The sequence below is a fragment of the Pseudomonas gessardii genome (genome assembly GCF_001983165.1).
GTDB lineage: Bacteria > Pseudomonadota > Gammaproteobacteria > Pseudomonadales > Pseudomonadaceae > Aquipseudomonas > Aquipseudomonas gessardii.
In genome coordinates this window covers 21,022-43,421 of record NZ_MNPU01000002.1, presented here as the reverse complement: position 1 = coordinate 43,421, position 22,400 = coordinate 21,022, and the positions used below count along the sequence as shown (strand labels likewise).

At 61.2% G+C, this 22,400-nt stretch carries 20 protein-coding genes; 12 read left to right on the top strand and 8 right to left on the bottom strand.

Translation table 11 applies throughout. The annotated features are described in order from the left end of the window. Positions 1 to 25: 25 nt before the first annotated feature. The 3 genes from BLL38_RS02445 to BLL38_RS02435 are packed head-to-tail and all read left to right on the top strand — an operon-like array spanning position 26 to position 2,687. Complete coding sequence (locus tag BLL38_RS02445; protein ID WP_076961188.1) at positions 26 to 940, top strand: PLP-dependent cysteine synthase family protein; 915 nt, start codon at positions 26 to 28, stop codon at positions 938 to 940. A 23-nt stretch (positions 941 to 963) separates the two neighbouring features. Continuing rightward, positions 964 to 1,956: a serine O-acetyltransferase gene (locus tag BLL38_RS02440; protein WP_076961187.1), complete on the top strand. Its 993-nt coding sequence runs from the start codon at positions 964 to 966 to the stop codon at positions 1,954 to 1,956. 2 nt (positions 1,957 to 1,958) lie between these two features. Beyond that, positions 1,959 to 2,687 carry an alanyl-tRNA editing protein gene (locus BLL38_RS02435; RefSeq protein ID WP_076961186.1) on the top strand — a complete coding sequence of 243 codons (729 nt, stop codon included), beginning with the start codon at positions 1,959 to 1,961 and terminating at the stop codon, positions 2,685 to 2,687. Between the two features lie 36 nt (positions 2,688 to 2,723). On the opposite strand, the gene BLL38_RS02430 is transcribed toward BLL38_RS02435, so the two are convergent. The 7 genes from BLL38_RS02430 to BLL38_RS02400 all read right to left on the bottom strand — a co-directional run bounded on the left by BLL38_RS02430 (position 2,724) and on the right by BLL38_RS02400 (position 12,307). Continuing rightward, complete coding sequence (locus BLL38_RS02430; protein WP_130898190.1) at positions 2,724 to 3,599, bottom strand: hypothetical protein; 876 nt, start codon at positions 3,597 to 3,599, stop codon at positions 2,724 to 2,726. Positions 3,600 to 3,868: 269 nt separating this feature from the next. Beyond that, entirely contained in the window at positions 3,869 to 5,353 is a 1,485-nt protein-coding gene (prpD, locus tag BLL38_RS02425) for a 2-methylcitrate dehydratase (RefSeq protein ID WP_076961184.1), read from the bottom strand. Between the two features lie 189 nt (positions 5,354 to 5,542). Further along, positions 5,543 to 6,727, bottom strand: coding sequence for a 2-methylaconitate cis-trans isomerase PrpF (prpF, locus tag BLL38_RS02420; protein ID WP_076961183.1), 1,185 nt, complete (start codon positions 6,725 to 6,727; stop codon positions 5,543 to 5,545). Positions 6,728 to 6,738: 11 nt separating this feature from the next. Beyond that, positions 6,739 to 9,333 (bottom strand): Fe/S-dependent 2-methylisocitrate dehydratase AcnD, encoded by a 2,595-nt coding sequence (acnD, locus tag BLL38_RS02415; RefSeq protein WP_076961182.1) that lies wholly within the window; start codon positions 9,331 to 9,333, stop codon positions 6,739 to 6,741. A 204-nt stretch (positions 9,334 to 9,537) separates the two neighbouring features. Then, entirely contained in the window at positions 9,538 to 10,665 is a 1,128-nt protein-coding gene (prpC, locus tag BLL38_RS02410; RefSeq protein WP_076961181.1) for a bifunctional 2-methylcitrate synthase/citrate synthase, read from the bottom strand. Between the two features lie 41 nt (positions 10,666 to 10,706). Continuing rightward, entirely contained in the window at positions 10,707 to 11,600 is an 894-nt protein-coding gene (gene prpB, locus BLL38_RS02405) for a methylisocitrate lyase (RefSeq protein ID WP_029298299.1), read from the bottom strand. Then, positions 11,597 to 12,307: a GntR family transcriptional regulator gene (locus tag BLL38_RS02400; protein WP_076961180.1), complete on the bottom strand. Its 711-nt coding sequence runs from the start codon at positions 12,305 to 12,307 to the stop codon at positions 11,597 to 11,599. The genes prpB and BLL38_RS02400 overlap by 4 nt, the downstream gene beginning before the upstream one ends. A gap of 272 nt (positions 12,308 to 12,579) precedes the next feature. Here BLL38_RS02400 and rloA point away from each other — a divergent pair, with 272 nt between their 5' ends. The 6 genes from rloA (at position 12,580) to BLL38_RS02370 (ending at position 18,007) form a co-directional block, all read left to right on the top strand. Then, complete coding sequence (rloA, locus tag BLL38_RS02395; RefSeq protein WP_076961179.1) at positions 12,580 to 13,116, top strand: retropepsin-like aspartic peptidase RloA; 537 nt, start codon at positions 12,580 to 12,582, stop codon at positions 13,114 to 13,116. 5 nt (positions 13,117 to 13,121) lie between these two features. Next, positions 13,122 to 14,654 (top strand): osmotic stress tolerance membrane protein RloB, encoded by a 1,533-nt coding sequence (gene rloB, locus BLL38_RS02390; protein ID WP_076961178.1) that lies wholly within the window; start codon positions 13,122 to 13,124, stop codon positions 14,652 to 14,654. Beyond that, positions 14,654 to 15,640 carry an alpha-L-glutamate ligase-like protein gene (locus BLL38_RS02385; RefSeq protein ID WP_076961177.1) on the top strand — a complete coding sequence of 329 codons (987 nt, stop codon included), beginning with the start codon at positions 14,654 to 14,656 and terminating at the stop codon, positions 15,638 to 15,640. Before rloB ends, BLL38_RS02385 begins: the two co-directional genes overlap by 1 nt. Positions 15,641 to 15,753: 113 nt before the next feature. Then, a complete protein-coding gene (pabB, locus tag BLL38_RS02380) occupies positions 15,754 to 17,097 on the top strand; it encodes an aminodeoxychorismate synthase component I (RefSeq protein WP_076961176.1) in 1,344 nt (447 codons plus the stop codon). A gap of 251 nt (positions 17,098 to 17,348) precedes the next feature. Next, positions 17,349 to 17,651, top strand: coding sequence for a type II toxin-antitoxin system HigB family toxin (locus BLL38_RS02375; RefSeq protein ID WP_076961175.1), 303 nt, complete (start codon positions 17,349 to 17,351; stop codon positions 17,649 to 17,651). Then, positions 17,651 to 18,007 carry a helix-turn-helix domain-containing protein gene (locus tag BLL38_RS02370; protein ID WP_076961174.1) on the top strand — a complete coding sequence of 119 codons (357 nt, stop codon included), beginning with the start codon at positions 17,651 to 17,653 and terminating at the stop codon, positions 18,005 to 18,007. The genes BLL38_RS02375 and BLL38_RS02370 overlap by 1 nt, the downstream gene beginning before the upstream one ends. 104 nt (positions 18,008 to 18,111) lie before the next feature. Here BLL38_RS02370 and thrH read toward each other — a convergent pair whose 3' ends face one another. Beyond that, complete coding sequence (gene thrH / locus BLL38_RS02365) at positions 18,112 to 18,729, bottom strand: bifunctional phosphoserine phosphatase/homoserine phosphotransferase ThrH (RefSeq protein WP_029298307.1); 618 nt, start codon at positions 18,727 to 18,729, stop codon at positions 18,112 to 18,114. Between the two features lie 154 nt (positions 18,730 to 18,883). Here thrH and BLL38_RS02360 point away from each other — a divergent pair, with 154 nt between their 5' ends. The 3 genes from BLL38_RS02360 (at position 18,884) to BLL38_RS02350 (ending at position 22,392) form a co-directional block, all read left to right on the top strand. Then, a complete protein-coding gene (locus BLL38_RS02360) occupies positions 18,884 to 19,618 on the top strand; it encodes a phosphoadenylyl-sulfate reductase (protein ID WP_057960355.1) in 735 nt (244 codons plus the stop codon). Positions 19,619 to 20,119: 501 nt separating this feature from the next. After that, on the top strand, positions 20,120 to 21,649 hold the full coding sequence (locus BLL38_RS02355; RefSeq protein ID WP_076961173.1) for an NCS1 family nucleobase:cation symporter-1: 1,530 nt from the start codon (positions 20,120 to 20,122) through the stop codon (positions 21,647 to 21,649). 14 nt (positions 21,650 to 21,663) lie between these two features. Next, on the top strand, positions 21,664 to 22,392 hold the full coding sequence (locus BLL38_RS02350) for an aspartate/glutamate racemase family protein (protein ID WP_076961172.1): 729 nt from the start codon (positions 21,664 to 21,666) through the stop codon (positions 22,390 to 22,392). The last annotated feature ends 8 nt before the right edge of the window (positions 22,393 to 22,400 follow it).

The window sequence follows — 22,400 nt, the reverse complement described above, 5'->3', positions numbered from 1 at the left end:
CACAGGCCTTGGGGGGACTTATCCAATGCTGCATAACTCCATACTCGACGCCATTGGCCAGACACCCATCGTGCGCCTGGCCCAATTCTCCGAAGACCTCGGCATCGAGGTCTTCGCCAAGCTTGAATCCCTGAACCCGGGCGGTAGCCACAAGGCGCGAATCGCCCTGGGCATGATCCTCGACGCCGAGCGCCGGGGCATCCTGATTCGTGATTCGGGGCAAACCATCATCGAACCCAGCGGTGGCAACACCGGCATCGGCCTGGTCATGGCCGGCAACGTGCTGGGCTACAAAGTGGTGCTGGTGATTCCCGACAACTACAGCCCCGACAAGCAAAAGCTGCTGCGCCTGTATGGCGCCAAGGTGGTGCTGTCGGACAGCCGCCTGGGCAACAACTCCCATGGCGAAAAGTGCATGGAACTGCAGTTGGAGAACCCCAGCTTCGTCATGCTCAACCAGCAGCGCAACGGCGCCAACCCCCAGACCCACCGCGATACCACCGCCCCGGAAATCCTCCGCGCCTTTGGCGAACGCCAGGTCGACTACTTTGTCAGCGGTATCGGTACCGGGGGCCATATCACCGGGATCGGTGAAACCCTCAAGGCCGCCTGGCCACGGATCCGCGTGATGGGGGTGGAGCCCGAGGAATGCGACCTGCTCAGCGACCGCCATGCGCCCCACCATATCCAGGGCCTGTCCATCGGCCTGATCCCGAGCATTCTCAACCTGGACGTGCTCGACGGCATGCTCAAGGTCTCGCGCCTCGATTGCCTGGAAATGATGAAACGCATCATGCGTACCGATGCCATCAGCCTGGGGCTGTCGTCGGCCGCCAATATGGTGGCCATCGCCAGGCTCGCACCGGAACTGCCCACCGACACCGTCGTCCTGACCATGGTGTACGACAGCGCCGACAGTTATCTGCCCTGTTTCGAATAACGACAATTACGGGGGTGCCTTCCATGGGAGGCTTTATCGACATGCAACAGCTGCACGATGAGTTGCTGACCCACCTCATCAAGACCCTGTCGCCGGCGCAGATGGCACAGTTGCAGCCACACCTGGCGGCGCTGATCCAGCCGGCGGCGCAGGAAGTGGCCGAGGACCTGATCGCCTATGCCTGGCGCGATCCGGCGTCCAGGGGCCGGGGCGAGCTGATCCTGGAGTCCTATGCCTCATTCAAGGCCGTGCTGTATTACCGGCTGGCGCATCGGGTATGGCATTTTTCCGACCCGCTCCACGGCCAGTTCTGCGCCATCGCGCTGACCTTGAGCAACCAGGGCAAGATCCTGTCCGGCGCCGAAATCCACCCGGCCGCCCGCATTGGCCGGCGCTTTGTCCTGGATCATGGCTTCGGCACGGTGATCGGCGAAACCTGCGAGATCGGCAATGACTGCTACATCCTGTGTGGTGTGACCCTCGGCGCCCGGGGCATCGCCAACAACCCGGACGGCAAGCGCCACCCACGGCTGGGCAACAACGTGGAGGTCGGCGCGGGCGCCAGGGTGCTGGGCTATGTGCTGATTGGCGACAACGTGTTTATCAGCCCCTCCTGTGTCATTACCCAGGATGTGCCCGCAGGAACCAAGGTCAAGGTGGTCAACCAGATCCAGTTGCAGAAAAACGACGAGGCAGACGCCAGCCATTACCTTGGGGCGTTTGCCCTCGACGAACGCCTGCATGTGGTCGGCGAAGTCAACACCAGCCACCGGGTCACGGTGCTGGATGCGGACTTCCATCCGTTGTCCAGCCTGGTGCTGGAGCCCACGGTCAAGGAGCGTCATCACCTGCAATTCCGCCTGCGCACCCTGCAGGCCCCCAGCTATCCCCCGCGCCTGCCCCTGAACCTGAAAGTGTGCGGGCCGAAGTTCGAGGTCACCCTGCTTTCCCCGCCCGGGTTGAGCGCAATGGTGCGACGCCTGCTGCAAACCAGCCCACTGATCGTTGGAGGATGAACATGTCCGTACACACCATGGAAACCCTGGCGCTGTTCGACAGCGCGCCTTACCAGAACGCCTTCAGCGCCCGGGTGATCGCCGTCAGCGAACAGGGCGTGGCCCTGGAACACACCCTGTTCTACCCCACAGGCGGTGGCCAACCGGGCGACACTGGCTACTTCACCCTGCCGGACGGCAGCCGGGTCAGCGTGACCGGGACCGTGCGCGACCCGGTGCTGCGCTCGATCATCTGGCATCAAGTGGAACACTGCCCCGAATCATTGCGCGCTGGCATACAGGTAGACGCCGGCCTGGACTGGGAACGGCGCTACCAGCACATGAAGATGCACACCTGCCTGCACCTGCTGTGCTCGATCATCGATGCACCGGTGACCGGCTGCAGCATCAGCGCCGACAAGGGCCGCCTGGATTTCGACCTGCCGGAAATGACCCTCGACAAAGAAAGCATCACCCGCGACCTCAATGCCTTGATCGAGCAGGCCCATGAGGTCAAGTCGCTGTCGATGCCAGCGTCCGAATATTCCACCCTGCTACAGATCACCCGCACCCAAGCGGTCGCGCCCCCAGTGATCCAGGGCGCGGTACGGGTGATTGAAATTGCCGGCATCGATATCCAGCCGTGTGGCGGCACCCATGTGGTCAATACCGAGGAAATCGGCCGGGTGTTCTGCGAGAAAATCGAGAAAAAGAGCAAGCATAACCGGCGGGTGATCTTGCGGTTTGAATGATGCCACCAGCAGTCGATAGACCGCTTATGGTGTCCATCACTTCGCCATCGCACTGATCTGCTTACTCAATTGCGCGATTTGCTGTTGCAGTTGGGTAATCACCTGAGTGAATTCACTCATCATTTGATCAATGCGAGTACGCAGCTGCTCGTTCTCGCGCAGAAGATCGTCAACGCTGCGGGTCGCCGCCGTTGGCTCAGTGGGCTGAGCCGATGGCGTGGAATCCCGGGTGCTGGATGCTTGCTCAGTTGACCCAGTGTCCGACGGGGCATCGCTACCCGTCTTTGAAGCCGAGGTAGCGCTATCAGCCCTCGAAGCCGGGGTATCGCTATCAGTCTTCGACGCCGGGGTATCGGCAGGCGTCTGACTTGCAGAGGTATCCGCCCCTCCCATTTTCTGAGTCAACCCCTGAATCTGCTCTTGCAGCTTGCCAACCACCGCAGTGAACTGGGTTTGCAGCCGCCCAACCGTCTCGCGCAATTGATCGTTTTCGGCAGTCAATTGCTCCAGATTACGAGGCGTATCTTGCCCGGACACCGGTGTACTGCCTTCTGAACGGGCAGGCGCTTCAGATGACACACGGCTCTGTTGCGCCTCTGGACTGTCACTGACACTTTGATTCGATGGGGAACCCGATTTTTCCGAGGCCTTCATAGTATTGAATTGTTGAGTCAGATCAGCCACTTGCTTCTGAAGCTGCCTGATTACGGGCGAGAACTGAGCAACCAACTGGCTAAGTTTTTCGCTCAGTTGATTGTTTTCCTTGGACAATTGTGCAAGCCGCGCCGGGTCAGTATTGACCGGGGATGACGGTGAGTTGACCAGGGCTTTATGTGCCGCGAACTGCCCGCGCTGCTGGGCAGTCATTGGCTGACGAGGTGAGGCTGAATCTGCCTGGGCCTGCGAGGACATAGGCGCTTCAGCGCTCGTGCTGAGCGGGCGCTGGCTTGGGGGGCATTTCATAGGGATGGCGGGCCGCGTACGGCTGATAATTTACGCTAGTCATGAAGAACCTCTCAGATTCCGGTGTTTGGCTCACAGGTCTTGCTGGCCAGACGACTCTGTATTACAGGTCATCTGGCTATCTGATTGGCATTTATCGGAATACGGTTCCTAAGAGAGGTAGGCCGTACGCATAGCAAGATATGTCAATTTCAACGTCATCCTTCTCCGCCGGGCCTTCAGATCACCCAAAGCGCCACAAATCGGCTCACCGACGTCGCCTCAAGCCGTGCCTGGTCCTTGCACAACGCAAAGATCTCGGCACTGCGCTGGGCGGTAAACCGCGTGGCCAGGTTGGCCTTGAACTTGTCTTCCAGCAAGGGAATGCCATCTGCCCGGCGCCGACGATGGCCAATCGGGTATTGCACCGCAACCTGCTCGGTGCTCGATCCATCGGTGAAGAACACCTGCACCGCGTTGGCAATGGAGCGCTTGTCAGCTTCCAGGTACTCGCGGCTGTAGCGTGGGTCTTCGACGATCTGCATTTTGCCGCGCAGTTCATCGATGATCGGGTGCGCGGCATGGAACTCATCTTCGTACTGTTCGGCCACCAGGTTGCCAAACGCCAGGGGCACGGCGGTCATGTATTGCAGGCAATGATCGCGGTCGGCGGCATTGGCCAATGGGCCGACCTTGGAAATGATGCGAATGGCCGACTCGTGGGTGGTGATCACGATCCGCTCGATCTCGTGCAAGCGGTGCCTGACCTGCGGGTGCAAGGTCACGGCAGCTTCACAGGCGGTCTGGGCGTGGAATTCGGCGGGAAAGCTGATCTTGAACAGCACGTTTTCCATCACATAGGTGCCATAGGGCTGGGGCAGGCTGAACGTGCGCTTGGCCTCAGGTTTGAGGGCCAGGTCCTGGTTGGTATGGCTGAACAGCACGTCGTAGAACCCCCACTGCGGCGCACTTAGCACGCCGGGGATGCCCATCTCACCACGCATGGCCATGTCCGCCAGGCGTACGCCACGGCTCGACGCATCCCCCGCCGCCCAGGACTTGCGCGACCCGGCATTCGGCGCATGGCGGTAGGTGCGCAGCGCCTGCCCATCGACAAACGCCTGGGACAATGCCGCCAGCAGTTGCTCGCGGTTGGCCCCCATCAACTTGGCGCAGACCGCCGTGGAGGCGACTTTGACCAGCAACACATGGTCGAGGCCGACACGGTTGAAGGCGTTTTCCAGGGCAATCACGCCCTGGATTTCGTGGGCCATGATCATCGCTTCCAGCACGGCCCGCATCGTCAACGGTGCATCGCCATTGGCCACACGCTTTTGCGCAAGGTGATCGGCGACGGCAAGGATGCCGCCGAGGTTATCCGAAGGATGGCCCCATTCGGCGGCGAGCCAGGTGTCGTTGTAATCGAGCCAACGCACGATACAGCCGATGTCCCACGCGGCCTTGACCGGGTCCAGGCGATAGGCCGTACCCGGCACCCGCGCCCCGAACGGCACTACCGTGCCTGCGACAATCGGCCCCAGGTGCTTGGTGCACTCAGGGAAACGCAGGGCCAGCAGGCCACAACCGAGGGTGTCCATCAGGCAGTTGCGGGCGGTGTCCAGGGCATCCGGGGAATCGATGCGGTAGTTGAGGACGTAATCGGCGATGTCCTGCAACACCTGGTCGTAATCGGGGCGGTTATTCTGGTCGACGTTGGCGCTCATGGCAGTACTCCAAAATAGGTGGGGTGGGTTCCTTCCTCAGGCTCAGGGTTGGTCGTTTGTGGCAGGTCTTACGCCTGCTCTAACTTGATCGTTCCCACGCTCTGCGTGGGAATGCCGCTTGGGACGCTCTGCGTCCAATGGTGACGCAGAGCGTCACCGGATGCGTTACCACGCGGAGCGTGGGAACGATCAGTCGCCGGGGACGCGCACGTAGCCTTCCATCAAAACCCGCGCACTGCGGCTCATGATGGCCTTTTTCACTACCCATTCGCCGTTGACCTGGCTGGCTTCAGCGCCCACACGCAAGGTGCCGGACGGATGCCCGAAGCGCACGGCATTGCGTTGCACGCCGCCCGCCGCGAGGTTGACCAAAGTCCCGGAAATCGCCGCCGCCGTGCCAATCGCCACCGCCGCCGTGCCCATCATCGCGTGGTGCAGCTTGCCCATGGACAGCGCCCGTACCAGCAGGTCAACATCACCGGCCTTGATCGCCTTGCCGCTGGAGGCCAGGTAATCCGCAGGCTTGGCCACGAACGCCAGCTTCGGTGTGTGCTGGCGCTGGGCCGCTTCGTCCAGGTGCTTGATCAGGCCCATGCGCAACGCGCCATGGGCGCGCACGGTCTCGAACATGGCCAAGGCTTTGGGATCGCCGTTGATCGCGCCTTGCAGCTCGGTGCCGGTGTAGCCGAGGTCTTGCGCGTTGATAAAAATCGTCGGGATCCCCGCGTTGATCAGCGTTGCCTTGAAGGTGCCGACACCCGGCACTTGCAGGTCGTCGATCAGGTTGCCGGTGGGAAACATCGAACCACCGCCGCCCTCTTCTTCGGCTGCCGGGTCGAGGAACTCCAGTTGTACTTCGGCCGCCGGGAAGGTCACGCCATCCAACTCGAAGTCGCCGGTTTCCTGCACCGCGCCGTCGGTGATCGGCACATGGGCGATGATGGTCTTGCCGATATTCGCCTGCCACACCCGCACTACGGCCACGCCGTTCTGGGGGATGCGGCCGGGATCCACCAGGCCGGCGCTGATGGCGAACGCGCCGACCGCCGCCGACAGGTTGCCGCAGTTGCCACTCCAGTCGACAAAGGGCTTGTCGATGGACACCTGGCCAAACAGGTAGTCCACATCGTGATCCGCGCGGGTACTCTTGGCGAGGATCACGGTCTTGCTGGTGCTGGACGTGGCGCCGCCCATGCCATCGATCTGTTTGTCATAGGGGTCGGGGCTGCCGATCACCCGCAACAGCAAGGCATCGCGGGCAGCACCCGGCACCTGCGCCGCTTCGGGCAGGTCCTTGAGGCTGAAAAACACGCCCTTGCTGGTGCCGCCACGCATGTACGTGGCAGGGATTTTGATTTGCGCTGCATGTGCCATGGTTTACCTCTTCAGGCGGTCGTCGCCGATTCCAGGAAGTCCTGGGCAAAACGTTGCAATACGCCGCCCGCCTCGTAGATCGACACTTCTTCGGCGGTGTCCAGGCGGCAGGTCACCGGCACTTCGACACGTTCGCCAGTCTTGCGGTTGATCACCAGGGTCAACTGCGCACGCGGGGTGCGCTCACCGAGCACGTCATAGGTTTCGCTGCCATCGATCTGCAGGGTCTTGCGGTCGGTGCCCGGCAAAAACTCCAGGGGCAGCACGCCCATGCCGACCAGGTTGGTGCGGTGGATGCGCTCGAAGCCCTCGGCGGCAATCGCTTCCACACCGGCCAGGCGTACGCCCTTGGCCGCCCAGTCGCGGGACGAGCCCTGGCCGTAGTCGGCGCCGGCAATGATGATCAGCGGCTGCTTGCGCTCCATGTAGGTTTCGATGGCTTCCCACATCCGCGTGACCTGGCCTTCCGGCTCGATGCGCGCCAGGGAGCCCTGCTTGACCTTGCCGTTTTCCTGGACCATTTCATTGAACAGCTTGGGGTTGGCAAAGGTCGCACGCTGTGCGGTCAAGTGGTCGCCGCGGTGGGTTGCATAGGAGTTGAAGTCGACTTCCGGCAAGCCCATTTTCGCCAGGTATTCGCCGGCGGCGCTATCGAGCATGATGGCGTTGGACGGCGACAGGTGGTCGGTGGTGATGTTGTCCGGCAGCACCGCCAGCGGGCGCATGCCCTTGAGCGGACGCGCGCCGGCCAGGGCGCCTTCCCAGTACGGCGGGCGGCGGATGTAGGTGCTCTGCGGGCGCCAGTCGTACAGCGGCGCGACTTTCGGACCGGTGTCTTCATGGATGGCGAACATTGGGATATAGACCTGGCGGAACTGCTCAGGCTTGACCGACGCCTTGACCACCGCGTCGATTTCCTCGTCGCTCGGCCAGATGTCCTTCAAGCGGATTTCCTTGCCGGTCGCGTCCAGGCCCAGCACATCCTTTTCGATATCGAAACGGATAGTGCCGGCAATCGCGTAGGCCACCACCAGCGGTGGCGAGGCCAGGAACGCTTGCTTGGCGTACGGGTGGATGCGCCCGTCGAAGTTACGGTTACCCGAGAGCACGGCGGTGGCGTACAGGTCGCGGTCGATGATTTCCTGCTGGATCACCGGGTCGAGTGCACCGGACATGCCGTTGCAGGTGGTGCAGGCAAAGGCGACAACGCCAAAGCCCAACTGCTCCAGTTCGCTGGTCAGCCCGGCCTCGTCGAGGTACATGGCCACGGTTTTCGAGCCCGGGGCCAGGGACGACTTGACCCACGGCTTGCGGGCCAGCCCGAGCCGGTTGGCATTGCGCGCCAGCAGGCCGGCAGCGATCACGTTGCGCGGGTTGCTGGTGTTGGTGCAGCTGGTGATGGCGGCGATGATCACCGCACCATCGGGCATTTGCCCCGGTACGTCATCCCATTGCCCGGAAATGCCCTTGGCCGCCAAGTCGCTGGTGGCCACGCGGGCGTGCGGGTTGCTGGGGCCGGCCATATTGCGCACGACGCTGGACAGGTCGAAGCTCAGGCCACGCTCGTATTGCGCGCCCTTGAGGTCATCGGCCCACAGGCCGGTGTGCCGCGCATACTGCTCGACCAGGGCGACTTGTTCGTCTTCACGCCCGGTGAGTTTGAGGTAAGCGATGGTCTGCGCGTCGATGTAGAACATCGCCGCCGTGGCGCCATATTCCGGGGCCATGTTGGAGATGGTGGCGCGGTCGCCCAGGGTCAGGGCCGAGGCGCCCTCGCCGAAGAACTCCAGCCAGGCACCGACGACTTTCTGCTGACGCAGGAACTCGGTCAGGGCCAGCACCATATCGGTGGCGGTGATGCCCGGTTGCAGCTTACCCGTCAACTCGACACCCACGCTTTCCGGCAGGCGCATCCACGAGGCGCGGCCGAGCATCACGCTCTCGGCTTCCAGGCCGCCGACGCCGATGGCGATCACGCCCAGGGCATCCACGTGGGGGGTGTGGCTGTCGGTGCCGACGCAGGTATCCGGGAAGGCCACACCGTCACGCACCTGGATCACCGGGGACATTTTCTCCAGGTTGATCTGGTGCATGATGCCGTTGCCTGGCGGGATCACGTCGACGTTCTTGAAGGCCTTTTTGGTCCACTCGATAAAATGGAAACGGTCTTCGTTGCGGCGGTCTTCGATGGCGCGGTTTTTCTCGAAGGCCTGTGGGTCAAAACCACCGGCCTCGACGGCCAGGGAGTGGTCGACGATCAGTTGGGTCGGCACTACCGGGTTGACCTGGGCCGGGTCGCCGCCTTGCAGGGCGATGGCATCGCGCAGGCCGGCGAGGTCTACCAGGGCGGTCTGGCCAAGGATGTCATGGCACACCACACGGGCCGGGAACCAAGGGAAATCGAGGTCGCGCTTGCGTTCGATCAACTGGCTCAGGGAGGCATTGAGGGTCGCCGGATCGCAGCGGCGCACCAGGTTTTCGGCGAGCACGCGGGAGGTGTAAGGCAGTGTGGCGTAGGCGCCGGGGGTGATGGCCTCGACCGCCGCGCGGGCGTCGAAGTAATCCAGGCGGCTGCCGGGGAGCGGTTTGCGAAATTCAGTGTTCATCGTCAGGACTCGGTCACGGTAGTTACAAAAGGAAGAACCGACGCAGATCCTGCGGTTGGAATCCAATCCAAATGTGGGAGCGGGCTTGCTCGCGATTGCGGTGTGTCATTCAACGCATCGGGCGACTGTTACACCGCTATCGCGAGCAAGCCCGCTCCCACATTGTTGATCGGGTTTCCAATCCTGGGTCGTCGGTTTCTCCACTCAGCGACGTTCGATTGGCACGAACTTGCGCTGTTCGACGCCGATGTACTCGGCGCTTGGACGGATGATGCGGTTGTTGGCACGCTGCTCAAACACATGCGCCGCCCAGCCGGTCAGGCGCGAGCAGACGAAGATCGGGGTGAACAGTTTGGTCGGGATGCCCATGAAGTGGTACGCCGAGGCATGGTAGAAGTCAGCGTTGGGGAACAGTTTCTTCTGTTCCCACATGGTCTTGTCGATGGCTTCGGAGACCGGGAACAGCACCTTGTCGCCCACTTCATCAGCGAGTTTTTTCGACCAGCCCTTGATCACTTCATTGCGCGGGTCGTTGTCTTTATAGATCGCGTGGCCAAAGCCCATGATCTTGTCCTTGCGCGCCAGCATGCCAAGGGTGCCTTTTACGGCCTCTTCGGCCGAGGAGAAACGCTCGATCATTTCCATCGCCGCTTCGTTGGCGCCGCCATGCAGCGGGCCGCGCAGCGAACCGATGGCGGCGGTGACGCAGGAATACAGGTCGGACAGGGTCGAGGCACACACACGAGCGGTGAAGGTCGAGGCGTTGAATTCGTGCTCGGCGTAGAGGATCAGCGACACGTTCATGACTTTTTCATGCAGCTGGCTCGGCTTCTTGCCATGCAGCAGGTGCAGGAAATGCCCACCGATGCTCGGCTCGTCGGTCACGCAGTCGATGCGCTGGCCGTCATGGCTGAAGCGATACCAGTAGCACATGATCGCCGGGAAGGCGGCCAGCAGGCGGTCGGTGACATCGCGTTGCACGCTGAAGTCTTGTTCCGGCTCGATATTGCCCAGGAACGAGCAACCGGTGCGCATCACGTCCATCGGGTGGGCGTCGGCGGGGATGCGCTCCAGCACTTCCTTGAGCGCCTGGGGCAGGTCACGCAGCTTGCTCAGCTTGGCGCTATAGGCCGCCAGCTCGGCCTTGCTCGGCAATTCGCCGTACAACAGCAGGTAGGCGACTTCTTCAAACTGCGCATCGGCAGCCAGTTCACGCACGTCGTAGCCGCGATAGGTCAGGCCGGCACCGGCCTGGCCCACGGTGGACAATTCTGTCTGCCCGGCCACCTGGCCACGCAGGCCGGCGCCACTCAGTACTTTTGCTTCAGCCATGGTTCTTCTCCAATTTTGTAGTTATCTGGGAGGCGCTGCGCTTATTTCTTGGCGGCGAACAGCGCGTCGAGCTTCTGCTCGAAGGTGTGGTAGTCGATGCGATCGTAAAGCTCCATGCGGGTTTGCATGGTGTCGATCACGTTCTGTTGGGTGCCGTCGCGACGGATCGCGGTGTAGACATTCTCGGCGGCCTTGTTCATGGCGCGGAACGCCGACAGCGGGTACAGCACGATGGAAACATCGGCAGATTTCAACTGTTCGGTGGTGTACAGCGGGGTCGCGCCGAATTCCGTGATATTGGCCAAGATCGGGGCTTTGACTCGTGAAGCGAACAGCTTGTACATCTCAAGCTCGGTGATGGCTTCCGGGAACACCATGTCGGCGCCCGCCTCGATGCACGCGGCGGCACGTTCCAGGGCCGACTCCAGGCCTTCCACGGCCAGGGCGTCGGTGCGCGCCATGATCACGAAGCTGTCATCGGTGCGGGCATCCACGGCGGCCTTGATGCGGTCGACCATTTCCTGCTGGGACACAATCTCTTTGTTCGGACGATGGCCGCAGCGCTTGGCGCCCACCTGGTCCTCGATATGGATCGCGGCGGCGCCGAACTTGATCATCGACTTGACGGTGCGCGCCACGTTGAACGCCGAGGAGCCGAAACCGGTGTCCACGTCCACCAGCAGCGGCAGGTCGCACACATCGGTGATACGGCGCACATCGGTCAGCACATCATCCAGGCCGGTGATGCCCAGGTCCGGCACGCCCAGGGAGCCCGCGGCGACCCCGCCACCAGACAGGTAAATCGCCTTGAAACCGGCGCGCTTGGCCAGCAGCGCGTGGTTGGCGTTGATCGCGCCGACCACTTGCAGGGGGTGTTCGCTGGCGACCGCATCACGGAAACGCTGGCCTGGGGTGCTGTTTTTATAGGAACTCATGACTCACCTCTCGAGGGGGCGCCGTCGGGGAAGTGACGGGCGATATTGCGTTTGGACGCGCCGATATGGCGGCGCATCAACAGCTCGGCCAGTTCACCGTCGCGATCGGCAATCGCGTCCAGAATGCGGTGATGCTCGGCAAATGCCTGGCGTGGACGATTGGGGGTGGCGGAGAACTGGATGCGGTACATGCGCACCAGTTGATACAGCTCGCCACATAACATCTGGGTCAAGGTGCGGTTACGCGCGCCCTGGATGATCCGGTAATGAAAGTCGAAGTCGCCTTCCTGCTGGTAGTAGCCAACACCGGCCTGGAACGCGGCATCGCGCTCATGGGTGTGCAGGACCTGGCGTAGTTCCTCGATTTCTTCGTCAGTCATGCGCTCGGCGGCCAGGCGGCAGGCCATGCCTTCGAGGGACTCGCGGATTTCGTAGAGTTCCACCAGCTCAGCTTCGCTCAGGGACACCACCCGCGCGCCGACATGGGGCACGCGCACCAGCAGGCGCTGGCCTTCCAGGCGGTGGATCGCCTCGCGCAACGGGCCACGGCTGATGCCGTAGGTGCGCGCCAGCTCCGGCTCCGAAATCTTGCTGCCGGGGGCAATCTCGCCCTTGACGATGGCGGCCTGGATACGACGGAAAACGTTCTCGGACATCGTTTGGGAATCGTCCTGCCCTGCTACCGGAATTTCCAGCTGATCCAGCATGATTGTCGACACCTTTAAAAGCAATGCCGCAAAAACTAGCCAATACGCCCAGGATAGTCAAAGAATAAATGCACATTGTCGACAATCGTCTAATAACCCAGCTTATGCCTATTAGGGCATGGCCGGCTGCCAGCGCTGGCGCCAGATAACCTTCATGTTAGAATGCCCGCCGCATTTGCCTGACATCTCTTGATGAAAAGGCGCACGAGGGAGCTTGCGCAGTAATGCCAGTCGCCTTGAATCAAACATCGCACTGCACCGCCTCAGGATTTATGAGACTCAAGCCCTTCCCCCTATTGTTCTGCCTACTGTTGCTTCCGGGCCTTGGCCTCGCTGCCGAGAAGACCGTGTATGGCCTCAATGAATACGCCAAGCTGGCGGGCATTGACCTGGAAGTCGCCGCCAAGCTCGACACCGGCGCCAAGACCGCGTCCCTGAGCGCCCGGGATATCAAGCGCTTCAAGCGCAATGGTGAATCCTGGGTGCGTTTCTACCTGGCCATCGATACCGCCCATTCGCACCCCATCGAGCGCCCCCTGGCCCGCGTCAGCAAGATCAAGCGCCGCGCCGGTGACTACGACCCCGATGAGGACAAGAACTACACCGCCCGTCCGGTGATCGCCCTGGAGATCTGCATGGGCACCGCTTTACGCAGCATCGAAGTGAACTTGACTGACCGCAGCGCCTTCCAATACCCGCTGCTGATCGGCTCCGAAGCCTTGAAACGCTTTGATGCGCTGGTCGACCCCAGTCTTAAATACGCAGCGGGCAAACCTGCCTGCGCCACCGACGCTCATACCGCCGAGTAATTCCAATGCGCTCTCTTACTATGCACCTGAAGATTCTGATCGCCGTCCTGGTGGTACTGGGCATTTCGGTCACGGCCTATCAGATCCTCGTCCTCGGCATCCCGGTGACCGAAGACGCCACTGACGACCTGTGGAACATCGACGCCAAGGTCGAGTTCGTGGCCAACGCCAAGGACCCGGTGAAAGTCCAGATGTTCGTGCCGCCCCTGAGCCGCGACTTTGTCAGCCTCAATGAGAGCTTTATCTCCAATAACTACGGGGTGAGCGTCAACCGCATCGACGGCAACCGCAAGGTCACCTGGTCGGCCCGGCGCGCCAAGGGCAACCAGACCCTCTACTACCGCCTGGTGCTGACCAAGCGCTACAGCGGCGAAAAGCTCAAGGTCAAGGGCCCGACCTTCCGCGACAGCATCGCCGTGGAAGGCCCGGAAAAAGTCGCCGCCGAGGCCCTGCTGGCGCCGATCCGCCAACACTCGGCCGACGTCGAGACCTTTATCAGCGAAGCCATCAAGCGCACCAACAACCTCAACGACGACAACGTCAAGCTGCTGCTGGCGGGCGACCCGTCCACGCCGCACAAGGCCAAGATCGTCGAGTTGCTGCTGTCCATCGCCCATGTGCCGGTAGAAAAAGTCCACACCCTGCGCCTGGTGGCCGACCAGCCGCAAACCCCGGAGCTGTGGCTGCGCAGCTTCAATGGCAACGACTGGCTGTACTTCAACCCGGAAACCGGCGAACAGGGCCTACCCTCCGACCGCCTGCTGTGGTGGACCGGCGATGAAAACCTGATCACCGTCGATGGCGGCAAGAAAGCCGCCGTGACCTTCAGCCTGAACAACAGCGAGATGAACGCGATCCGCCTGGCCAAGCTGACGGACGAGAACACCGACGCCAACTTCCTCGAATACTCGCTCTACGGCCTGCCACTGCAAACCCAGCAGACCTTCATGATCATGGTGATGATCCCGATTGGCGTGCTGGTGATCCTGATCCTGCGCAACCTGATCGGCCTGCAGACCCTGGGCACGTTCACCCCGGTGTTGATCGCCCTGGCATTTCGCGAGACCCAACTGGGCTTTGGCATTGTGCTGTTCACGGTGATTACGGCGCTCGGGCTGTCCCTTAGGTCCTACCTGGAGCACTTGAAGCTGCAGATGCTGCCGCGGTTGTCGGTGGTGCTGACCTTCGTCGTGGTGCTGATCGCCGCCATCAGCCTGTTCAGCCACAAGCTGGGCCTGGAACGCGGCCTGTCGGTGGCGCTGTTCCCGATGGTGATCCTGACCATGACCATCGAACGCCTGTCCATTACCTGGGAAGAACGCGGTGGCGGCCATGCGATGAAAGTCGCGATCGGCACCTTGTTCGCCGCGTCCCTGGCCCACATCATCATGAGCGTGCCGGAGCTGATCTACTTCGTGTTCACCTTCCCGGCGATCCTGTTGATCCTGGTGGGCTTTATGCTGGCCATGGGGCGCTATCGTGGCTACCGCCTGACCGAGCTGGTGCGTTTCAAGGCCTTCCTCAAGGCTGATTCGTAATGTTCGGGTTCTGGAAGACCTGGAAAGCCCTCCAAGCGCGGGGCATCATGGGCATCAACCGGCGTAATGCCGACTACGTGCTCAAGTACAACAAGCGCAGCCTGTATCCGATTGTCGATGACAAAATCATCACTAAGGAGCGGGCAATTGCGGCCGGGATCCATGTGCCGGAGATGTACGGGATCATTTCCACCGAGAAAGAAATCGACAAGCTCGACGAAATCATCGGTGGCCGCAGCGACTTCGTGATCAAGCCGGCCCAGGGCGCCGGCGGCGACGGCATCCTGGTGATCGCCGACCGCTTTGAAGGGCGCTATCGCACGGTGTCCGGCAAAATCATCAGCCATGAGGAAATCGAGCACCAGATCTCCAGCATCCTCACCGGCCTGTATTCCCTGGGCGGCCACCGTGACCGCGCACTGATCGAGTACCGGGTGGTGCCCGACCAGATCTTCAAAAGCATCAGCTACGAAGGCGTGCCGGATATCCGCATCATCGTGCTGATGGGCTACCCGGTGATGGCCATGCTGCGCTTGCCGACCCGCCAGTCCGGCGGCAAGGCCAACCTGCACCAGGGCGCGATTGGCGTGGGCGTGGACCTGGCCACCGGCCTGACCCTGCGCGGCACCTGGCTGAACAACATCATCACCAAGCACCCCGACACCACCAACGCGGTGGACGGCGTGCAACTGCCCAACTGGGACGGCTTCATGAAACTCGCCGCCGGCTGCTATGAGCTGTGCGGGCTGGGGTATATCGGCGTGGACATGGTGCTGGACCAGGAAAAGGGCCCGCTGATCCTGGAGCTCAATGCCCGGCCCGGGCTGAACATCCAGATCGCCAACGACTGCGGCCTGACCTTGCGCACCCATGCGGTGGAGGCGCGTCTTGAAGCACTGAAGGCGGCGGGCGTGACGGAAACGGCCGAAGAACGGGTGAAATTTGCCCAGGAAATGTTTGGGCATATTCCGCCGGTGGCAGGCTGAACCCCACACCCGGTCCCGTCCTCCATCCAGCAATCCCCGACATCCCCTCTAGGAGCAAATCCTTGAGGGGACTACAATCCCCTCCCCCGCGCCCATGGCTGATCCACCCTCGCATGTCGACCTGCTCCGTACACCCGCTGCCCTACCATGCCAACCCCGCCGAGTATTTTGCGGCGATTCGCCATGCCCCTGGCGCCGTGCTGCTGGACAGTGGCCGACCGACAGCCAAGCGTGGCCGTTATGACCTGCTCAGCGCCTGGCCGGAAGCAACGCTGGCGGTGTGGCCGGACGAAAGCGGTAGCGACTTTTTGCAACGACTGCGGGAAAACCTGACGCTGCTGGGCGAGGCCAACCTGCCCGCGCCTTATGAACTGCCATTTGCCGGCGGCTTGATCGGCTACCTGAGCTACGATTTTGGCCGCCACCTGGAACGACTGCCCCGTCAGGCCATCGACGACATCGGCCTGCCCGATGCACGCTTTGGCCTATACGCCTGGGCACTGATCAGCGATCACCAGGCACACACCAGCCAATTGGTGTTCCACCCCAAACTGCCGGAAAGCGAACGCCAGCGCCTGCTGGCCCTGTTCAGCCAACCTGCCGCTCACCCCACGGCCAGCTTCAAGCTGCACAGCCGGATGACCCCGGACCTGAGCGCCGCCGCCTATGAACAGGCCCTGGCCCGGATCCAGGACTACATCCAGGCCGGTGACTGCTACCAGGTCAACTTCGCCCAACGCTTTCGCGCGGCCTGCAACGGCGATCCCTGGGTCGCCTATTGCGCCCTGCGCGCTGCCTGCCCGACGCCGTTCTCGGGCTTTCAGAGCCTGCCGGATGACGGCGCAGTCGTCAGCCTGTCGCCAGAGCGCTTCGTGCGGATCAGCCAGCGCCAGGTGGAAACCCGCCCGATCAAGGGCACCCGCCCCCGCGGGCTGACACCTGAAGAAGATGCAGCCAACGCCGCCGAACTCCTGGCCAGCCCCAAGGATCGCGCGGAGAACCTGATGATCGTCGACCTGCTGCGCAATGACCTGGGCCGCACCTGCCGTACCGGCTCGGTCAAGGTGCCGGAGCTGTTCAGCCTGGAAAGCTACCCCAATGTGCATCACCTGGTCAGCAGCGTCACCGGCGAACTGGCCGACGACAAAGACGCCCTGGACCTGATCGCCGGCAGCTTCCCCGGCGGCTCGATCACCGGCGCACCGAAGATCCGCGCCATGCAGATCATCGACGAACTGGAACCGACCCGACGCGGGCTGTACTGCGGCTCGTTGCTGTACCTGGACGTGCGCGGCGAGATGGACAGCTCCATCGCCATTCGCAGCCTGCTGGTCAAGGACGGCCAGGTCTGTTGCTGGGGTGGCGGCGGGATTGTCGCGGACTCCGAATGGCAAGCGGAGTATCAGGAGTCGATGACCAAGGTGCGGGTGTTGCTGGAGACACTGGAAGGACTGTAAACGGACCTCCCAGGGAAAGAACCTGAATCAGAACGGCCATGGACAGTATTGGGGCGCAGGGATAGCGTCTGGCTCCAGTATTCCACTAGGCCGTCTGTGAGGGATCACATGGATCGACTGCTTGTTGCCTTTATCGTTTTATCGCTTGCGCCGTTGAAACAAAGTCCATTTCCTACATATCGCACTCCCTGCCAAGGGTTGCAAACCCAGGAAGCGACACCTAATATCTCCCAAATTGGGAGGCCTGATTGATGCGACTGATCGCAAGAGCCGCCTTAAGGGAGTTCTGGGAAAGTCGTCCGGCTTACACCGACTCCAAAACACCACTGGTTGAATGGTATCGCCATATGGAGAAGTCCACCTTTTACACCCCCCAAGACCTGAAGGCGGAGCTTCGCACCGCGAGCATCCTCAAAGGTGGAAGGGTAGTGTTCAATATCGGTGGCAATAAATATCGAGTGATCATGGCGATCGACTACCCGCGGCAACTGGGTTTCATACGGTTTGTTGGCACCCATGCCCAGTACGACCAGATCAACGCGGAGACTGTGTAATGAACATCAAACCTATTCGTACCCCCGAAGACCTGGCCGCCGCACTGGCGCGCGTGGCTCAACTGTGGGGGGCAGAAGTCGGCTCGCCGCAAGGCGATGAGCTGGAAATCCTCGCGCTGCTGATCGAAAAATACGAAGACGAACACTTTCCCATGCCGCCTTCCGATCCGGTGGAAGCAATCAAGTTTCGCATGGACCAACTGGGCCTGACGGCCCGTGACCTGGAACCCTTTATCGGTTCCAGCGGACGTGTATCCGAAGTGCTGAACCACAAGCGCAAGCTGAGCCTGGCCATGATCAAGCGCCTGCACGAGGGTTTGCGCATTCCTTATGAGCGGTTGTTTGAGGGGGCTTGAAGGCCTCATCGCGGGGCCCGCTCCCACATTTTTGACTGTGTTTGCAGAACAAAAATGTGGGAGCGAGCTTGCTCGCGATGAAGCAATCAGCCTCGCTAAATAACTTACAAGCTCAAGGAACGATTTGAAGCCTTGATGAACTCCCGCTTCAAATCCTCAAAGGTATGCACCGCCGGGAATTGCGGGAACTCGCGAATCACGTTTTCCGGCGCATGGAACAGAATCCCACGATCCGCCTCCCCCAGCATGGTGGTGTCGTTGTAGGAATCGCCTGCAGCGATTACCCGGTAGTACAAGGTCTTGAAGGCCAGCACCGACTGGCGCTTGGGGTCTTTCTGGCGCAGTTGATAGCTCACCACCCGGTCATTTTCATCGGTGATCAGGCGGTGGCAAAGCAGGGTCGGAAAGCCCAGCTGGCGCATCAACGGCTGGGAGAACTCATAGAAAGTGTCGGACAGGATCACCACCTGGAAGCGCTCGCGCAGCCAGTCGACGAACTCGATGGCGCCCTCCAGCGGCTTGAGCGTGGCAATCACTTCCTGGATATCCGACAGTTTCAAGCCGTGCTCGTCGAGAATCCGCAGGCGCTGCTTCATCAGTACGTCGTAGTCGGGAATGTCCCGGGTGGTGGCCCGCAAGGATTCAATACCGGTTTTTTCAGCGAAGGCGATCCAGATTTCTGGAACCAGCACCCCTTCCAGGTCGAGACAGGCAATTTCCACAAGACACTCCCATTTGGATTTTTTTTCAGTTGAGCGAGCAAAAGGACTGCCGAACTCTAGCGATTCACGCTGACCGCCGCAACGCAGAGTAGATTTTGTTAACATCGCCCTCCTATAGAGCGCTCAGCGCCACTGACCTGTAGGAACCGTCCTGATGAACCAAGCCTTCGATGTCGCTGAACTCGCCGCGACCTATGCCAACAAGTCCGCCCAGGACATTCTCAAGCTGGCGTTCAGCCAGTTCGGCGATGACCTGTGGATTTCCTTCAGCGGTGCCGAGGACGTGGTGCTGGTGGATATGGCCTGGAAGCTCAACAAGAACGTCAAGGTCTTCAGCCTCGACACGGGCCGCCTGCACCCGGAGACCTACCGGTTTATCGAGCAGGTGCGCGACTTCTACAAGATCGATATCGAGCTGATCTCGCCAGACCAGAGCAAGCTGGAACCGTTCGTCAAGGAAAAGGGCCTGTTCAGCTTCTACAAGGACGGTCATGGCGAATGCTGCGGTGTGCGCAAGATCGAACCGCTGCGCCGCAAACTCTCCGGCGTACGCGCCTGGGCCACCGGCCAGCGCCGCGACCAGAGCCCCGGCACCCGCAGCCAGGTGGCGGCACTGGAAGTCGATAGTGCCTTCTCTACGCCCGAGCGCACCCTCTACAAGTTCAACCCTCTGGCGCAAATGACCAGCGAAGAGATCTGGGGTTATATCCGCATGCTTGAGCTGCCGTACAACAGCCTGCACGAGCGCGGTTTTATCAGCATCGGCTGCGAGCCTTGCACCCGCCCGGTGCTGCCGAACCAGCATGAGCGCGAAGGCCGCTGGTGGTGGGAAGAGGCAACGCAGAAAGAATGCGGGCTGCATGCGGGCAATATCATCAGCAAGGCCTGATCTGGCAACACAGGCTTGTGTGGGGGCGGGCTTGCTCGCGATTGTGGTGTCAGATTAGATGTATTTAACTGATCCACCGCCATCGCGGGCAAGCCCGCTCCCACACAAGCCCGCGCCCACATTTGTTTGCGGCGCATCATGATTTTGTACACATAAACGTAACCAACAGTGCCATTTTTGTGTGCACTTTAAAAATTTCGCACCGAAAAGTTACACCCCTCCTCTGCTAACTTCCTACATCTTCCATTCCTATATTCCCGCAAAAAAATAAATACCTGTTCAAACGGTCAATTTATAGTTGTTTAAATTCAGACAATTATTAATCAAGCCTGCAAAAACGAAATTAGCCAAATTTTTGATAGATAAAAACCTGGCACACAAGTGGCTAAGGGAGTTGAAGTCTTTGTATACAACTTCAACAACAACCTTCATACACTTTGTATCCGCATGCCAGGCGCCCTTGAACCACGCGCCCGCTGCAGATGCCAGGAGCCTGCCGGAATGCGTACAAGTCTCTCCAACAACATCGCACTGGATTTGCCCTCCTCCACCTCCATACCTACGGCACCCCTCCCTGGCCCGCTGGTGCTCAGCCCCCGCCTGCATAACAAGGACCTGGCACCCACCAAGGTCGAAGGCCGGCGCTGGGGTGGCTACAGCATCTTTGCCCTGTGGACCAACGATGTGCACAACATCGCCAACTACTCTTTCGCCATCGGCTTGTACGCCCTGGGTCTGGGTGCCTGGCAGATCCTGTTATCCCTGGGGATCGGCGCGGCGCTGGTGTATTTCTTTATGAACTTGTCGGGCTATATGGGCCAGAAAACCGGCGTGCCGTTTCCGGTGATCAGCCGGATAAGTTTCGGCATATATGGCGCGCAAATTCCCGCGCTGATCAGGGCTGTGATCGCAATCGCCTGGTTCGGGATTCAAACCTACCTCGCATCCGTGGTCTTCCGCGTGCTGTTGGTGGCGATTCACCCTGGGTTTGCCGACTACGACCACAACGCGATCCTCGGCCTCTCCACCTTGGGCTGGGCATGTTTTGTAATCATCTGGTTTGTGCAACTGGTGATCCTGGCCTACGGCATGGAAATGGTCCGCCGCTACGAAGGCTTTGCTGGCCCGGTGATTCTGCTGACTGTTGCGGCGCTGGCCGGCTGGATGTATTACCAGGCCAGCGGCACTATTGCCTGGTCGATCCGCGAGCCCCTGAGCGGTGGCGAGATGTGGCGCAATATCTTTGCCGGCGGCGCCTTGTGGCTGGCGATCTACGGCACCCTGATCCTCAACTTCTGCGACTTCGCCCGTTCGTCGCCGTGCCGCAAGACTATCAAGATCGGCAACTTCTGGGGCCTGCCGGTGAATATCCTGGTGTTCGCGATCATCACCGTGCTGTTGTGCGGTGGGCAGTTCCAGCTCAATGGCCAGGTGATCGAAAGCCCCACGCAAATCATTGCGGCCATCCCCAATACCTTCTTCCTGGTGCTGGGCTGCCTCGCGTTCCTGATTGTCACCGTGGCGGTGAATATCATGGCCAACTTCGTTGCCCCGGCCTTTGTGCTGAGCAACCTGGCGCCCAGGCTCCTGAACTTCCGGCGCGCCGGGCTGATCAGCGCGTTCCTCGCGGTACTGATCCTGCCCTGGAACCTCTACAACAGCCCGCTGGTGATTGTGTACTTCCTCTCCGGCCTGGGCGCACTGCTGGGCCCGCTGTATGGCGTGATCATGGTGGATTACTGGCTGATCCGTAAGGGCCGGATCGACGTGCCGCAGCTGTATAGCGAAGACCCCAACGGCGCTTATTACTACAGCCGCGGGGTCAACCTGCGGGCGGTGGCGGCGTTTGTCCCGGCGGCGGTGATTGCCATTTTGCTCGCGCTGTTGCCGGGGTTTGCCAGCGTCTCGCCGTTCTCCTGGCTGTTTGGCGCCGCCATTGCCGGGGTGTTGTATCGGTTGCTCGCCAGGCGCCAGCCGTTCTATGCCGACGTAAGTGGCGAAGCCATTGCCGTCGACAACGTCAGTCATTGAGCCGGGAGCACTTCATGCGCATTCTTATCGTCAACGTCAACACCACCGAATCCATCACCGAGGCCATCGCCCAGCAGGCCCGCAGCGTTGCAGCAGCGGGCACTGAAATTGTCGGGCTGACCCCGTTTTTCGGCGCCGAATCGGTGGAGGGCAATTTTGAAAGCTACCTGGCGGCCATCGCGGTGATGGACCGGGTAATGGCCTATGACCAGCCGTTCGACGCAGTGATCCAGGCCGGTTATGGCGAACATGGCCGCGAAGGCCTGCAGGAACTCTTGAACGTGCCGGTGGTGGACATTACCGACGCCGCCGCCAGCACGGCGATGTTCCTTGGCCACGCGTACTCAGTGGTCACTACCCTGGATCGCACGGTGCCGCTGATCGAAGACCGGCTCAAGCTCTCCGGGCTGTATGAGCGCTGCGCCTCGGTGCGGGCCAGTGGCATGGCGGTACTGGAGCTCGAAGAGCACCCGCTGCGAGCCATGGAAGCCATTGTGCACCAGGCCGAACTGGCCATCCGCGAAGACAAGGCCGAGGTGATCTGCCTGGGTTGTGGCGGCATGGCCGGGCTGGATGAACAGATCCGCCAACGCACCGGCGTGCCGGTGGTGGATGGCGTAACCGCCGCCGTGACCCTGGCTGAATCATTGGTGAGGCTGGGGTTGTCGACCTCGAAGGTACGCACCTATGCGGCCCCCCGGCCAAAGACCATCATCGGTTGGCCGGGCAGGTTCGCACGCTGAATCGCCGA